This window comes from Acinetobacter lwoffii, from assembly GCF_024129685.1.
Classification (GTDB): Bacteria; Pseudomonadota; Gammaproteobacteria; order Pseudomonadales; family Moraxellaceae; genus Acinetobacter; species Acinetobacter lwoffii_X.
Genome location: NZ_JAMXXL010000046.1, coordinates 1 through 15,283, shown reverse-complemented (window position 1 = coordinate 15,283; position 15,283 = coordinate 1). Strand labels below are relative to the sequence as shown.

The following is a 15,283-nucleotide window of genomic DNA, read 5'->3' as shown; positions in this document are numbered from 1 at the left end:
AGCTAAAAGACTCGGTTTGAGATTCAATCTAATTGCTGGAATTTATAACTTGGAGCTGAGTAAAAAATGATTTATGAAAGAGGTCTAATAATCTTGTGAATCCTTTAAGATTTTTAATTAAGCATTTTGCATTTCAAGAAGAACAAGAATGTAGGATGATGAGAATTGAAAATATTGAAAACTCTGAAGTAGTCTTTGATATGTGTAATAATAAAAGTTATATAGATTATAAACTTGATGCCAATAAATATTTATCTAATATATATATAGGCGAAAAATGTAAATTAAACTACACGTATTTAATTAAAGAAATTGCAAAACTGAATGGAAGGCTTCCAAAAGTTAGAGTTACTGACAATCCATTTAGATCAGAGAAAAAAGATTTTATTTATAGTAAACAAAAAAATCCCCTCAGTTGAGGGGATTTTTTATTTCAAAACTAGAAGATTCTTAAACCACAGAATCATCCAAATTGGGTGCTAACCAACGTTTCGCTTCATCCAAGGTCCAACCTTTACGCTTCGCATAATCTTCTAACTGATCGCCAGAGATTTTACCCACGTTAAAGTATTCAGTTTCAGGGTTCGCATAATAGAAACCGCTGACTGATGAAGGTGGCCACATCGCAAAACTTGTTGTTAAGTACGTACCAATCTTGTCGGTTGTACCTAACCAGTCAAATAATGGCGCTTTTTCAGAATGCTCCGGACAAGCAGGGTAGCCCGGTGCAGGGCGAATACCCACATACTTCTCTTTAATCAATTCATCATTGGTTAATTGTTCATCTGCCTGGTAGCCCCAGAACTCTTTACGAATACGTTGATGCAAGTGCTCAGCAAAAGCTTCAGCAAAACGGTCACCCAAGGCCTGAACCATAATCGCGTTATAGTCATCGCCTTTGGCTTTGTATTCTTGCGAAAGTTCTTCCGCACCAAAGATCGAAACTGTAAAGCCGCCCAAGTAATCCTGAGCTACATCTTTTGGTGCAATAAAGTCAGCTAAAGAGTAATTGGCTTTACCTGTGACTTTGTCAGACTGCTGACGTAAGTGTTCGAAACTGTGAGTTACATTGCCTGTTTCATCCACAACAGCAACTGTATCTGCTGCTACACGGTTTGCAGGATAAATACTAAACGTCGCACGCGCATCGAAACGTTTATTCTCGATGATGTCTTTCAGCATGGCTTGAGCTTGTTCATACAAGTCACGCGCTGCTTCACCCACCACTTCATCTTCAAGGATTTTCGGGAATTTACCCGCCAGGCTCCATGAAATAAAGAACGGTGTCCAGTCAAAATATTCCACCAAAGCTTCAAGCGGATAATTTGTGAAAGTTTCAGATCCAATGAAGTTTGGTTTAACCGGTGCATTCTTGTCGAAATCGATCTTGAAGCCGTTTTCGACTGACTCTTGATAAGACAATTTCGCCGCTTTCGGTTGCTTGTTGGCAAGACGAGTACGAATTTTTTCATAATCCGCTGCATAGTCAGCCAAAAGTTTTGGTTTCATTTCAGGAGAAAGCAATTGTGTTGCTACACCCACGGCACGTGAAGCATCCGCGGTATAAAGCACGCCATCATTATGATATTGCGGGGAGATTTTCACTGCGGTATGCGCTTTAGAAGTCGTCGCACCACCAATCATTAACGGAATGTTAAAGCCTTTGCGCTGCATTTCTTTGGCAACAAAGACCATTTCATCCAGAGACGGCGTGATCAGACCAGACAAACCGATGATATCGACTTTTTCATCAATCGCAGTTTGTAGAATTTTCTCACATGGCACCATCACGCCCAGATCCACGATGTCATAACCATTACAGCCTAATACTACGCCAACGATGTTTTTACCGATGTCGTGTACGTCGCCTTTCACCGTAGCCAGCAGGATTTTACCTTTTGCTTCGGCTTGGGTTTTCTCAGCTTCAATGAACGGGTTCAACCACGCCACGGCCTGTTTCATCACACGTGCAGATTTCACCACTTGTGGTAAGAACATTTTACCGGCACCGAACAGATCGCCGACCACGTTCATACCGGCCATCAATGGACCTTCAATCACATCCAGTGGGCGTGTAGAGTTTAAACGTGCTTCTTCAGTATCCTGGTCGATATAAGTCGTGATGCCTTTTACCAATGCATATTCAAGACGTTTTTCAACAGACTCATTACGCCATTCCAGATTTTCTTCGGCTTTTTGCTGACCACTTTGACCACGGTATTTTTCAGCAACAGCAAGCAGTTTTTCGGTTGCTTCCTGACCGCTTTCACCCTGGTTTTGGTTTAGAACAACATCTTCAACCGCTTCTTTCAGTTCTTTATCGATGTCATCGTAAATCGCCATCTGACCGGCATTCACAATACCCATGGTCATGCCTTGCTGAATGGCATGGTACAGGAACACTGAGTGAATCGCTTCACGCACCGGTTCGTTACCACGGAACGAGAACGATACGTTCGACACACCACCAGAAATCATCGCATTTGGCAGGTTCTGTTTAATCCAGCCAGTCGCTTCAATAAAGTCCACGCCATAGTTGTTGTGTTCTTCAATACCGGTCGCAATCGCAAAGACGTTCGGGTCAAAGATAATATCTTCAGAGGGGAAGCCCACTTCATTCACAAGAACATCATATGAACGTTTGCAGATTTCTTTTTTGCGCGCAGCTGTATCGGCCTGACCATCTTCATCAAATGCCATCACGATCACCGCAGCACCATATTGACGGCAGAGGCGGGCACGTTCGACAAACTCGTCATGACCTTCTTTCAGGGAAATCGAGTTCACCACAGCTTTACCTTGCACACATTTCAGGCCCGCTTCAATAATCTCCCATTTAGAAGAATCCAGCATGATGGGCACACGTGAAATATCTGGCTCAGAAGCAATCAGATTCAGGAAATGCACCATCGCACCTTGCGAATCGAGCATGCCTTCATCCATGTTGATGTCGATGATCTGCGCACCGGCTTCAACCTGTTGACGGGCAACATCAAGTGCTTCGGCGAAGTTTTCTTCACGAATCAGACGCAGGAATTTTTTCGAACCGGTGACGTTGGTACGTTCACCGACGTTCACAAACAGTGAATCTTTGGTGATGTTAAATGGCTCTAAACCACTTAAACGACAAGCCGGTTCAATTTCAGGAATTTGGCGAGGGGTAATGCCTGCAACAGCATTTGCAATCGCGCGGATATGATCCGGCGTAGTGCCACAGCAACCACCGGTAATATTAATTAAGCCACTTTCAGCAAATTCTTTAATAAATGCTGCAGTTTCTTCCGGCGTTTCATCATAACCACCAAAGGCATTTGGCAAACCAGCGTTTGGATGCGCTGAAACAAAGGTATCGGCAACGTCAGAAACGGTTTTCACGTGTGGGCGCATCGCATCTGCACCAAGCGCACAGTTAAAGCCGATAGATAACGGCTCTGCATGGCGCATCGAGTTCCAGAAGGCTTCAGCGGTTTGACCAGTCAATGTACGACCTGATGCATCCGTGATCGTACCTGAAATCATGATTGGCAGTTCATAGCCCAATTCTTTAAAGACTTCTTTCACCGCAAAGATGGCAGCTTTGGCATTCAAGGTATCGAACACAGTTTCGATCAGGATGATGTCTGCACCACCTTCGATCAAGGCTTTGGTTGATTCAATATAGTCAACTTTGAGCGCATCAAAAGTGATGTTACGGAATGCCGGATCATTTACGTTTGGAGAAATAGAAGTGGTACGCGATGTCGGACCAATCACACCTGCCACAAAGCGTGGTTTTTCAGGCGTTGAATATTTGGCACAGGCTTCTTTGGCCAGACGTGCTGCTTCACGGTTAATCTCGGAAACCAGATCTTCCATGTGGTAATCCGACATTGAAACGCGGGTACCGTTAAAGGTGTTGGTTTCAATAATGTCGGCGCCAGCTTCCAAGTAAGCTTCATGAATGCCTTGAATGATTTGTGGTTGAGTCAGCACCAGCAAATCATTATTGCCTTTGAGATCATAGGCCCAGTCAGCAAAACGCTCACCACGATAATCGGCTTCTTCCAGTTTATGGCGCTGGATCATGGTACCCATCGCACCATCGATAATTAAAATTCTTTTGGCAAGAAGTTCTTTTAAAGTGGTAAGTGTAGACATTCAAACTTTCTCAGCAGAAATCAAAAAAACGACGCTAATCTTAGCAGATTAGTTGGCTGATTTCTGCTGAGATTGCTCAGAATGATGGATAAGCATGATATGAAAATTTGATAAGTCATCTAGAAAAACAACAAGTTTTAACATCCGGATCAGAAAATAATGCAATCTCGAATCTGATTCGATGCCTTACAGACAAGAAACAGGATCAGAAAATTAAGCTGATGCTTTCATTCATGAAATTGTCATATTGATGGCTTATGCTGTGCAAATGAAACTTTTGCTCTGCTTGATGACAGGTAGGGCATGAATCGTTTTGGTAGCAAAATATGTGCGGTTGCTAAGCTTAAATAAGCTGGAATCCTATCTTAAGTAATTGATTTATAAAATCAAAATCTAGTGTTTTAGTCGGAATTAAACAGGACGAATAGCAGCAAGAAAATCCAAATAATTGCTTCATATGACAGCAGTTTGTCATATAATTGTCACAATTTAACTGAACAATATGGGGATTCTTGAATCCTCTATTCCTGCTTGCATGAATCCTAATCAAACTCCCGTAGATTCAGCACACGGGTCGGCTTCCCAAAAGTCGACCAATGTTCATGTGCCAACACCGAAATTTTTTATGCCGGTGTTCCTGACTCTTATTATCACTACGCTGATTTATATCGGCTTCCAGTTGTCTGCAGATTTAGCGCATGTACCGGCCTTAGGCTTGTATTCAGTTATTTTGTTAGCGACGGCACTTTTTATTGCGTTGAGCTTTGAGTTCGTCAATGGCTTCCACGATACCGCCAATGCAGTTGCCACGGTCATTTATACCAACGCACTTTCTGCTCCCGTCGCAGTGATGTGGGCCGGCTTCTGTAACTTCCTTGGAGTTATGGTGGCCAGTGGTGCGGTCGCTTACGGCATTATTGCGTTATTGCCGGTCGAGCTGATCATGAATGTCGGCTCCGGAGCAGGCTTTGCCATGGTCTTTGCCATGCTGATCGCGGCAATTCTCTGGAATCTGGGAACCTGGTTCCTCGGTATTCCGGCATCCAGTTCACATACCCTGATCGGTTCGATTCTGGGTGTGGGCATCATGAACTATATTCTGAATGCCGGTACTGGCGCTTCAGGTATAGACATGGAGCAGGTGATGAAAGTCGGTAAGGCGCTGTTATTCTCGCCTTTAATCGGTTTTGCATTTGCTGCGATTGTGTTCCTGCTGGTGAAAAAAATCTTCAAGCGTCAACTGGAATTGTTCCAGCCACCTGAAGGTAACAAGCCACCGCCACCATTGATTCGTGCCATGCTGATCTTTACCTGTACTGGGGTGAGCTTTGCCCATGGTTCAAATGACGGTCAAAAAGGTATGGGCCTGATCATGCTGATCCTGATCGGCTGTGTACCTTTAGCGTACTCGCTGAACAAGAATCTGGATGCACAACATATTCAGTCTTTTGGTCAGTTATCTGCACAAACAGCGGATGTGATCTATCCAAATCATCAGGACATTCCGGATGAACAAGCCCGTGATGTGATCACCAAATACATTCAGACCAAGGAAATTACCCCTGAAGTCGTGCCTGCCTTGGCAAGTTTGACGGATCATCTGGGTGAAAAAGTTGGTAGCTATACCAGTATTAAGGATGTTCCTGAAGCTCAAGTGTCTGAATTTCGCAACGACATGTACCTGAGCACCACAGCATTTAAACGTCTGGATAAAGCAGAAGCTTTACCAACAATGAGTGCTGCACAGGAAAAAACAGTAGATGAATACCGTGACAATCTGGATTCATTCCTGCAATACATCCCGACCTGGGTGAAAGTGGCGACAGCCTTGGCACTTGGTCTGGGTACGATGGTCGGCTGGAAGCGTATTGTCGTGACGGTTGGTGAGCGTATTGGTAAACAGCATATGACTTATGGTCAGGGTATGTCTGCCGAACTGGTTGCGATGTCGACGATTGCTGCAGCGGATGGCTTCGGTATGCCGGTATCCACTACCCATGTATTGAACTCTGCAGTAGCAGGTACCATGGTGGCGAACAAGTCAGGTCTGAACTTCCAGATGGTGAAAACCATTCTGTCTGCCTGGGTCTTTACCTTGCCAGCAACGATCTGTCTGTCAGGCGGTTTGTACTGGTTGCTTCTTAAAGTCTTCTAGGGCTTTTTAAGGTAAAAACGCTGCTTTGGCAGCGTTTTTTTATGGATGGAAGAAAAATTAAGGATGTAAAAGAGGAATCTAAATTACGATTAAGGCGACAGGGATGTCGCCGTTAGGCTGTGATATAGGGACATATCATCAGCTTAACAAAAGATTTTTGTTACTTTTGATCTTTCAAAAGTAAAGAAAAAAAGAAGCTATAAAATAGATCAACTTAAATCTGCCCAAAGCACATTCATAAGAATTTGAATGATTGAAAGCCTAAATTAACCTCTCCCTAACCCTCTCCTAGAAGGAGAGGGAACGCCCATTTTCAATTAAAGTTCTCTCTGCTTTAGGGATGAGCAGCACTGCTACGCAACGAGGGGAGAACTTTAAAAATAACGATTACCTTTCTTATGGAAAAATTGGATAAAGATAATAAAAAAATTACTTCTTCAACTTACTCAATAATCCTTTTGGCAACTTCTCTGTCGCAAAACCATATAGTGCAGCAAAAGGTAGTGCGGTACGTGCCAGATAGGCCACTCGCCACAAACCACCATGATTCGCGCCATGCATCATTAATTCAAGCGGATGGTTCAGCTTCACTTCAGGATTGGCCACCGATTCCGGATTACGCAGATCATGAATCCATAGTGCCGCCATAATCGCATTGGTGGTTTCAGGCGCGAAAGCTTCAACATCAAACAGGCTGGCACCGTTAAATGCGGCTTTTAATAGCGGATTCTTGGTCACGGAATAGGTGGTCGTCGAAGGCGCAATATTGATACTGACCCGTTGGCCTTGAGCGCGAGCCAAGGTGGCACGCCATTGCTGGATACGTTTTGCCAGCGCATAGTTCGGGCCTTGTTCAACTACTAGACAGTCACAAATGCCATATGCCTGATCACCAGACTGAATCAGTTCATGCGCATTTTTCTGGAAAAAATGTTTGCGGCTTAAAGTGGAAACACCTTTGGAGATGATTGCCTGTGCCTTGGAGCGTTCAGTATATTTTACTTTTGACGCTTCAATCACTTCACTCGGAACCGCATAAACATCGGTCGGCGTACACATGTACATCAGGCTGGTATTAGCTTTTTGCTGGCTGACATGCTGCATGATGGCATCCATCGCCATGGAGACCCGAACATGCTTTTCACCATCCAGATAGGCAATTGCAGCCAGATCCAGATCCTGCTCGAACTGTAATAACCATTTGGCAATTTCAGGAATCTGGGTCAGCAAATTCGCCCCCAGTTTTTCTTTTAAAATATCAAGTGAAGTATCAGCAGGCAGGTCTTCAGTACATGGCGCATACAGCGTGGCATTGCCTTGGTTGATGGTATCAACAATCTTGCCCCATACACGGGTATTCGGCAGATCAATCGCTACAATATTGGCTTTCCATTTCGCCAGCCAGGTCAGAGGACCGGCTTCAGATGCTGCACCAAACAGCACCGCCGTCCGATCTGACAAGTCAAACCATTCAGGATGTACCACACATTCACGCAGGGCATTGGCATGACTGGTTTCCACGATGCCTTGGCTTTCCCAGCGCTCAATCTGCTCCAATAAGGCATCACCTTGCAGCTTTTGACCGTGGTAAGGCACATACCATTCTGGTACAGCTTTACTGCTACCTGTGAGTTTGAATGTCTGTAGTTGTTCAGCGGGCAGAGTTAAGGCATCTTGCAATACATACTTTTGACCATCACGATAAAATTCAAAAGTCTGATGGGCCTTTGCCAATCCATCTTCGGCAATTTTCAAGCTGGCTTCAGGGGAACTCAGTCCCTGTTCGACCAGTTGCTTAAAATGTACTGTGTAGTGTTTGCGCCAGTTTTTTTCTGATTGTGCCTGTTGAGAACTGTGTGGATTTACATTGGCTAAGGCTGCTGCGATGATCGCACGACCTGCTTTGGAGCTACTTGGTTTTTGTTGCTGAGACTGAAGAGGAAATTGAAGACCGTCTGGTGTAGTGGACATGCAAAATATCTCGAGAATGACAGTAATTAATATACAGATGTATATATTATCGCTGCAAAATTCAGTCCAAGATTGGCATTAAGTGACATCATCACTTTCTAATATATTACGAGATGTTTCAAACGAATAAGAGAGCAGTAGCTCTCTTATCCATTTTCAGCAGAAATATGAGGCTTAACTCATATGTAGCTTTATTCCTTCAATATTTAAAAAACCTGATTAAAACGGAACCTGCATCAGTTTATTCAGGAAATGCGGAATCAGGCGTGGCTCCAGAATAATCGTCATGACCACCCCGTAAGCCGCTCCCCATAAATGCGCGCTATGATTAATGTTGCTATTGCCTTTTTTGCCTGACCAAATGCTATAGGCTACATACAGCACAGCAAAAATAATGGCAGGAACCGGAATGAAGAACACAAAAATTAATTTCCAAGGTTCAAACAGAATATAGGCAAACAGCACAGCTGACACTGCACCGGAAGCACCTAGACTGGCCCAGCGCGCATCATTTTTATGCTTCAGGTAACTTGGCAGAATCGCTGCGATCAGACCACCGAGGTAAAACAGGATAAAACCCAGGTCATACAGATATTGACGATAAAAGCTTTCAATCACGCTGCCGAAGAAGAACAGGGTAATCATGTTGAACAGCAGATGTGCACCATCCGCATGGATAAAGCCATGCGTAATAAAGCGGTCATATTGTCCACGTTGCAGTGCCGGTGGCCAGAAAATCAGGCGATTCATCACCGTCTCTTTGGAGAAAGCAATAAATGACACAATACAGGTGATCAGAATAATGGTCACGGTATGATTAAAAGGTAAATCAAGCATATAAATGATTCTAAGGGTGCCTATTTGCCAATTATCATGCCATTAAAATTAAGCTAAAGTTGTACTTTTATAATAAATCCGACAATTTTAGTTGATTTTTAAAAATTACCCCGCATCTTCAGTTAAAATGGCCGCTTGAGCTTGAGGAAATTATTGTTATGTCGACTGAGAACAGCAGCACTCCAGTTGTTGGTGAAATTCCCAACTTATTGATTACACCAACAGCACAAGAGTATTTAAAGGATCTACTGGATAAACAGAACACCCCGGGTATTGGTGTGCGTGTTTTTGTAGAGCATCCGGGTACTCCTCGCGCTGAATGTTGCATGGCCTATAGTGCACCTGATGAAGTTGTACCGACAGATTATAAGCAGGAATATCCTGATTTCCCTGCTTTTATCGACTCGCCATCTATTCCGTATTTACTCGATGCCGTGATTGACTACAACAAAGACCGTTTTGGTGGTCAGTTGACTTTCCGTGCGCCGAACTCTAAAGTGCCACGCGTGGGGCCAGATGCATCAGTAGAAGAGCGCATTACCTATGTCTTGCAGTCTGAAATTAACCCGGGTCTGGCAGGCCATGGCGGTAACTGTGCACTGGTTGAAGTTAAAGAAGACCCTGAAAAAGGTTTAACCGCTGTACTTAAATTTGGTGGTGGTTGCCAGGGCTGTTCAGCGATTGATATCACTTTGAAACAAGGTGTTGAAACCACATTAAAACAACATGTACCAGAGTTAATGCATGTCGTTGATGAAACGGATCATAGTCAGTCTGAAGGTGCGTATATGAAATAAGCTGTTCTATATAACAGTTTATTTATCGCATTTTAAAAACCTCGAAATTTCGAGGTTTTTTTATTTCTGGATTAAAAACAAGTGAATGTTAATGATAATAATTATCAATATTAATTGCATTCAATTGAAAAGCTGTTACACTTCGCAACCGAATAAACATGATCTCTTCATAAATATTGGGGCGCGCAAGGTATGAATAACCCATTCTTAAAAACAACTTTGGCATTTGCTGTATTTACAGCTATGGCGGGAAATACATCTGCAGTAGAAGCTGTTGTTCCACAGGCGGAAGCGACTAAATTGCAAACGATTGTGGTGACCGCAACAGGTTATGAGCAAGATTTGGCTAAAGCACCAGCTTCCATTACCGTGATTGATCGTGAAGAATTAGATAAACGTGAATATAACGACATTACTGATGTACTGCGTAATACGCCCGGGGTAGTGGTTTCAGGTGCAGGTTCTGCACAGACCATCAGTATTCGTGGTATGAGTTCAAACTATACTTTGTTTCTGGTCGATGGTAAGCGTCAGTACGGCAAGGATGTCAATCCGAATGGAGACGATGGAGGTTTTGAGAAAAATATTCTGCCACCTATTTCAGCAATTGAACGTATTGAAGTGATCCGTGGTCCAGCTTCTACACTTTATGGTACAGATGCCATGGGCGGTGTAGTGAATATTATTACCAAAAAAGTGTCGGATGAATGGTCTGGCAATGTTGAATTGGGAACCACGATTCAGGACAGTAGCCGTTCAGGTGATATTAAAAATGCTTCTGCATATCTTGCTGGTTCTTTAATTGCAGATAAGCTTGGTTTGCAACTGGCAGTCAATAAGCAGGAACGTAATGAAGACCGTTATGTTGGCGGTTTTCGTGGCACGGAACGTGAAAGCTTAAATTCACGCCTGACTTATGCCATTAATGATGATCATGATGTACAAGTTGAAGCTAATTTCGTGCAGCAGGAATCAACTACGTCTGTAGGGGAAACGGTAGCACCTGCTCAAGGTGCTGCAGATTCATTCTCGCGTAATTATCGTAATGTTTATTCCTTAACCCATAATGGCCGTTATAGCGATAACTTAGACAGTTCATCTTATATTCAATATGAAAATTCAAAAAATCCAGATCGTGGCAATACGGAACTCGGCACCAAAGGGATTACCCTGGATACTTGGACAGCGAACAGTCAATGGAACTTAGCCTTAGGTGATCATACGCTGTCATTCGGGGGATATCTTAAAGATGAAAAACTGGTCGATAAAGCGACTAACCGGAATCCTAATGCACCTGAATTTAGTGAATTAACACGTTGGTCTGCTGCCGCTTTCCTTGAAGACACCTGGAGTATTACGGATCGTTTCGACTTAACCGCCGGCTTACGTTATGATCATGATGAAAACTATAGTGGCCATTTATCGCCACGACTGTATGGGGTGTACGCGGTAAATGATAACTTTGTAGTAAAAGGTGGTGTGGCTACAGGTTATAAACAGCCTGATATTCGTGCAGTCACAGAAGGTTTCTATAGCGTCACGGGTGGCGGTGGTTCACCCTTAGCAACAGGCCGTGGCATTATTCGTGCCAATCCGGACTTGAAACCTGAATCAAGTGTATCGACTGAATTAGGTTTCAACTGGAAAAATGATTATATCAATACATCGCTGACTGGCTTTATCACTAAATATGAAGACCGGATTACGGAAGTTCGTGCCTGCGAAACCGATACGGATGGCACCACAACAAACCGTAATAACTGGCAGAATTGGAAATGTTTCGAAGGGGATATTCCATTCTACTTTATTAGTGAACGGATTAATGTAGATGAAGCAGAAATTCGTGGTATAGAAGCAACGGTAGAAGCCAGTCTGAATGATTACACGACATTGACTGCAAACTATACTTATACTGATTCAGAGTTTAAGTCAGGTGCTTTTAAAGGCCAGCCACTGAACCAGATGCCGGAACACATGTTTAATATTGGTGTGGATTATGAGCTAAATGAGGCACTCAATGTATGGAGCCGCTTGCACCATCGTTCTGAAACCTCTGCTTACTTGAGCCGTACCTCTATGGCTCAGCCAAATCCAGGTTACCAATTTGTAGATGTCGGCTTTAACTATAAATTCAGTCCGAATCTAACAGGTAAATTTGGTGTCTATAACCTACTGGATGAAAAAGCTGAAGATATTGATGGTGATCAACTATTGGATGGTCGTCGTTACGGTATCAGTCTGAATGCAAAATTCTAAGCAAATGACAATATAAAAAAGCCGCTTTATAGCGGCTTTTTTATTTAAATCTTAAGAATTTTCAAAGTATCTGCATGATAATAAAATTGTTCCAGATATTTGCGCGCGCGTTCACGTAAGTGACCTTGGGAAACCATCTGCTGGATTACCGGACTGAGCAGTTGCTGCAATTCATTCTGAATTAGCGCTTCATCAATATTCAGATCACGTAATAACTGATCAAAAGTATGTTCCTGATTGCGGACATACCAGGTATGAATTCCGTCATGCACTTGCTGCTGCAGATAGTCCGTCTGGCGTATGTGATCCCAGATGTCATGACCTAAGCCGACCGTCTGATTCAGGTCCTGCAGCTCAATATAATTCTTCAAGACCAATACTGGCATGTCCTTGATTTTATGCCAAAGATTAGCCTGAAAATGATAGAGTTTCTCATCGTCAAAATGCTGATTCAGAACATGCTCACTCATCTGGCTGAGCTTCAAAATGTTTTTTTGCAGATAACGCGCAATGGTGCTATCGAGGTTGGTATCGGTGACATTTTCCAAAACGGATTTGCCCATTTTCATAAAACGGGAAACCCCGGGCACGCTTTTGGCAATCACAGAATTATCCAGATAATCCTGAATGGAATGCTGGATCAATTGGGTAATCATGGCGGAAAAAGCCGGATTATTTACCACCGTTTTAATCAGGCGCTGACGATGGCCACTTTTACTTGCCACATACTGGGCAATCTTGTCTATGGTCAGGACTGGAATCAGATCGGCAATCGTGGTGGTATCATTAGCCGGATGCACCAATGCAAAACGGATATGCTCAGCAATCTGTTCGATCAGAAAACTGCTGGCAGCAGTACCGAGAATCTGTTTTTGCAAAAGCTGATTGATCAGTTCGCAGCTCCACAGCTCTTTTAGCGTCTGTTTGCGCAGCCACAAATAAAATGCATGAAATTCGCTTTGAATCGTTTCAGATTGAGAAAATGCCTGATCGAGAAAATCAAGTTGAGCATCGATCAACTGCTCAATCATCGGGTGTTTCTGCATAGCATCTCTGAAACTTAATTTAAAGGAATGAGTTTATCAGCAAGCGGGTTTTTTAGGGTCTGTGTCTTGGCCAGAAAAGGCAAATAATGTTGTGCAACCTGTTTTTCTGCTTCCAGAAGCGGCATATGCCCGACATTATTCAGAATCACCGGTTTTTCTGCACGTTTCAGCAGGGCATGCAGTTCTTTGACTACTTCGACATTAATGATCCGATCCTGTTTGCCCCATAAAATCAAGGTGGGTGCTTCTACCGTGCGGGTCAGGCGGGCAAAGGTTTCCGGTGTATAAATCCGGTTTAGCATCACCACCTGATCAATCGATTTATTGGTTTGTTCAGCGCGTGAAATCAGCAGTTTTTCCTGTGCATGTCGCAGCTGATAAGGGATCACTGGCGGGTTCTGCATCAGCTGTTTGGAAACATCCTGCAGATCACCGGGCTTGCTGACGATCAGATCTTTTAAGGCTTGAGGATCTTTGGTATAGGGCGTATTCCCCATTTTATACAGGCCCGCACTATTGATCAGAAACAGGCTTTGCGTATCGAAAGGGTATTGCGAGGCATAGACTGTGGCAATCGAGCCGCCTAAGGAATGTCCAGCAATATGTAAATTCTCGTCCACATTTAAGGTTTCAATAAATAGACGCAGCTGAGAGGTCACATTGGGCACAGAAACATCAAAATTGTCCGGAACTTTGGTGTCGCCGTTGCTTGGCAGATCCGGAATAATGACATGATAATAGGGCGTCAGAAACTGGGCGACCCGGTTCCAGTTGTCGCGCGTGCCTGCCAGACCATGAATCAGTAGAATGGATGGTTTGTTCTTGGCACCGCCTTCGCTATAGCTCCAGGTGACCTCGCCAATTTTGAGGGTTTTGGATTTGAGTCCAGCAAGGCTGCGTTCTTCTAACAGATGCTGCTGCAAGACTTTGGCAGATGTTTCATTTTTCTGGCTAAACAGTATTTGAGCCTGTGTCAGGCCCGGTAATGCCATGCTTAAGGCAACCACGGCTGAACAAATCATTTTCGAGCGCAATTTTATTCTTTTCTTCATTGGCCATTCCCCAAAACAAACCCAGTGAGCAAATTGCTCAATTAAAATACTTCCATGTTATAAATTTGCAATTTTCATTCAAATAAAAACATTATTCTTCACCCTATTTTAAATCAATCCTTGCGCTTGTCACCCATTAGTTTTTTGTTGAATTACATTAAATGACTGGAAAATGTGATGTATTGCGCATAAATTCCCTGCAGAAATGAAATTAGATAAATGCTAAAAATTTAATCAGCTAAGATTTTTTGCAAGTGACATTCAAAAAAACTGGCAGTAAGATATTGCAACTAAAACCATCGGTGATAGAAAAGAATGCTCACAGCTCAAGAAGCTTTAGAACGTCTTAGACAGGGTAACCAACGTTTTGTCAGTGGCGATACCACGCATCCAAAACAACTTAGCCACCAACAGCGCGCAGAAATGGCAGAGGATCAGAATCCGTTTGCGATTGTCTTGGGATGTTCAGATTCGCGCGTTCCAGCCGAAATGGTTTTTGATCAGGGTCTCGGCGATCTTTTTGTGATTCGTGTTGCAGGTAATATTGTTGCACCCTCACAGGTCGGCAGTGTTGAATTTGCCGCGGCACGTTATGATTGCGCGATTGTGGTGGTGTTAGGTCACAGTCACTGTGGTGCGATTAAAGCGACTATTGATACCTTGATGTGTCCAGATTGCCCGCCATCGGCAAACCTGATGTCGATTGTGAACCGCGTACGTCCTTCAGTTGAAACTTTAATGCAAACTGAACTGAAAAATGACTTGGCAAAATTGTCCAAGCATGCAGTACGTTCCAACGTATTTGCTTCGGTGAATCAGTTGCGTCACGGTTCAGCCGTTCTGGAAAACCTGATTGGACAAGGAAAACTAAAAGTCGTGGGTGCTGAATATTCACTGGAAACTGGTGAAGTGACATTCTTCGATTTTTAATCACGATTCATCTAGGGTGTGTTGACACTTTTAGCTTAAAAAAATAGCGAAGTAGTAAAATCAAATCGCCAAACCCAATTTTACTATTCGCTATGCCTCGTA

General features: G+C 43.4%; 10 protein-coding genes. 5 read left to right on the top strand and 5 right to left on the bottom strand.

Annotation, left to right across the window (positions count from 1 at the left end; genetic code table 11):
• Positions 1-95 precede the first annotated feature (95 nt).
• Entirely contained in the window at positions 96-419 is a 324-nt protein-coding gene (locus NI464_RS14815; protein ID WP_253139338.1) for a hypothetical protein, read from the top strand.
• A 31-nt stretch (positions 420-450) separates the two neighbouring features.
• Here NI464_RS14815 and metH read toward each other — a convergent pair whose 3' ends face one another.
• Positions 451-4,137: a methionine synthase gene (metH, locus tag NI464_RS14810; RefSeq protein WP_253139335.1), complete on the bottom strand. Its 3,687-nt coding sequence runs from the start codon at positions 4,135-4,137 to the stop codon at positions 451-453.
• Between the two features lie 535 nt (positions 4,138-4,672).
• Between metH and NI464_RS14805 the strand changes: the two genes are divergently transcribed.
• Complete coding sequence (locus tag NI464_RS14805; protein WP_253139332.1) at positions 4,673-6,292, top strand: inorganic phosphate transporter; 1,620 nt, start codon at positions 4,673-4,675, stop codon at positions 6,290-6,292.
• Positions 6,293-6,721: 429 nt separating this feature from the next.
• On the opposite strand, the gene NI464_RS14800 is transcribed toward NI464_RS14805, so the two are convergent.
• The gene (locus NI464_RS14800; RefSeq protein ID WP_253139329.1) at positions 6,722-8,263 is read right to left on the bottom strand and encodes a hypothetical protein; all 1,542 of its coding nucleotides are present in this window, start codon (positions 8,261-8,263) and stop codon (positions 6,722-6,724) included.
• A gap of 219 nt (positions 8,264-8,482) precedes the next feature.
• The gene (locus NI464_RS14795) at positions 8,483-9,100 is read right to left on the bottom strand and encodes a rhomboid family intramembrane serine protease (RefSeq protein ID WP_004646259.1); all 618 of its coding nucleotides are present in this window, start codon (positions 9,098-9,100) and stop codon (positions 8,483-8,485) included.
• A gap of 158 nt (positions 9,101-9,258) precedes the next feature.
• Here NI464_RS14795 and nfuA point away from each other — a divergent pair, with 158 nt between their 5' ends.
• Together nfuA and NI464_RS14785 are read left to right on the top strand one after the other, a co-directional pair.
• Entirely contained in the window at positions 9,259-9,897 is a 639-nt protein-coding gene (nfuA, locus tag NI464_RS14790; protein WP_004279400.1) for a Fe-S biogenesis protein NfuA, read from the top strand.
• A 192-nt stretch (positions 9,898-10,089) separates the two neighbouring features.
• On the top strand, positions 10,090-12,153 hold the full coding sequence (locus NI464_RS14785) for a TonB-dependent receptor domain-containing protein (protein WP_253139326.1): 2,064 nt from the start codon (positions 10,090-10,092) through the stop codon (positions 12,151-12,153).
• A 44-nt stretch (positions 12,154-12,197) separates the two neighbouring features.
• Here NI464_RS14785 and NI464_RS14780 read toward each other — a convergent pair whose 3' ends face one another.
• Positions 12,198-13,199: a hypothetical protein gene (locus NI464_RS14780; RefSeq protein WP_253139323.1), complete on the bottom strand. Its 1,002-nt coding sequence runs from the start codon at positions 13,197-13,199 to the stop codon at positions 12,198-12,200.
• Positions 13,200-13,213: 14 nt separating this feature from the next.
• Positions 13,214-14,251 carry an alpha/beta fold hydrolase gene (locus NI464_RS14775; RefSeq protein WP_253139320.1) on the bottom strand — a complete coding sequence of 346 codons (1,038 nt, stop codon included), beginning with the start codon at positions 14,249-14,251 and terminating at the stop codon, positions 13,214-13,216.
• Between the two features lie 315 nt (positions 14,252-14,566).
• Here NI464_RS14775 and NI464_RS14770 point away from each other — a divergent pair, with 315 nt between their 5' ends.
• Positions 14,567-15,181, top strand: a complete 615-nt coding sequence (locus NI464_RS14770) for a carbonic anhydrase (RefSeq protein WP_004646264.1) — start codon at positions 14,567-14,569, stop codon at positions 15,179-15,181.
• Positions 15,182-15,283 lie beyond the last annotated feature (102 nt).

What these genes read in the sequence shown, in the direction of transcription:
- metH (WP_253139335.1), bottom strand. Translation starts at nt 4,137, where the DNA reads ATGTCTACACTTACCACTTTAAAAGAACTTCTTGCCAAAAGAATTTTA.
- NI464_RS14805 (WP_253139332.1), top strand. Translation starts at nt 4,673, where the DNA reads ATGAATCCTAATCAAACTCCCGTAGATTCAGCACACGGGTCGGCTTCC.
- NI464_RS14800 (WP_253139329.1), bottom strand. Translation starts at nt 8,263, where the DNA reads ATGTCCACTACACCAGACGGTCTTCAATTTCCTCTTCAGTCTCAGCAA.
- NI464_RS14795 (WP_004646259.1), bottom strand. Translation starts at nt 9,100, where the DNA reads ATGCTTGATTTACCTTTTAATCATACCGTGACCATTATTCTGATCACC.
- nfuA (WP_004279400.1), top strand. Translation starts at nt 9,259, where the DNA reads ATGTCGACTGAGAACAGCAGCACTCCAGTTGTTGGTGAAATTCCCAAC.
- NI464_RS14785 (WP_253139326.1), top strand. Translation starts at nt 10,090, where the DNA reads ATGAATAACCCATTCTTAAAAACAACTTTGGCATTTGCTGTATTTACA.
- NI464_RS14780 (WP_253139323.1), bottom strand. Translation starts at nt 13,199, where the DNA reads ATGCAGAAACACCCGATGATTGAGCAGTTGATCGATGCTCAACTTGAT.
- NI464_RS14775 (WP_253139320.1), bottom strand. Translation starts at nt 14,251, where the DNA reads ATGAAGAAAAGAATAAAATTGCGCTCGAAAATGATTTGTTCAGCCGTG.
- NI464_RS14770 (WP_004646264.1), top strand. Translation starts at nt 14,567, where the DNA reads ATGCTCACAGCTCAAGAAGCTTTAGAACGTCTTAGACAGGGTAACCAA.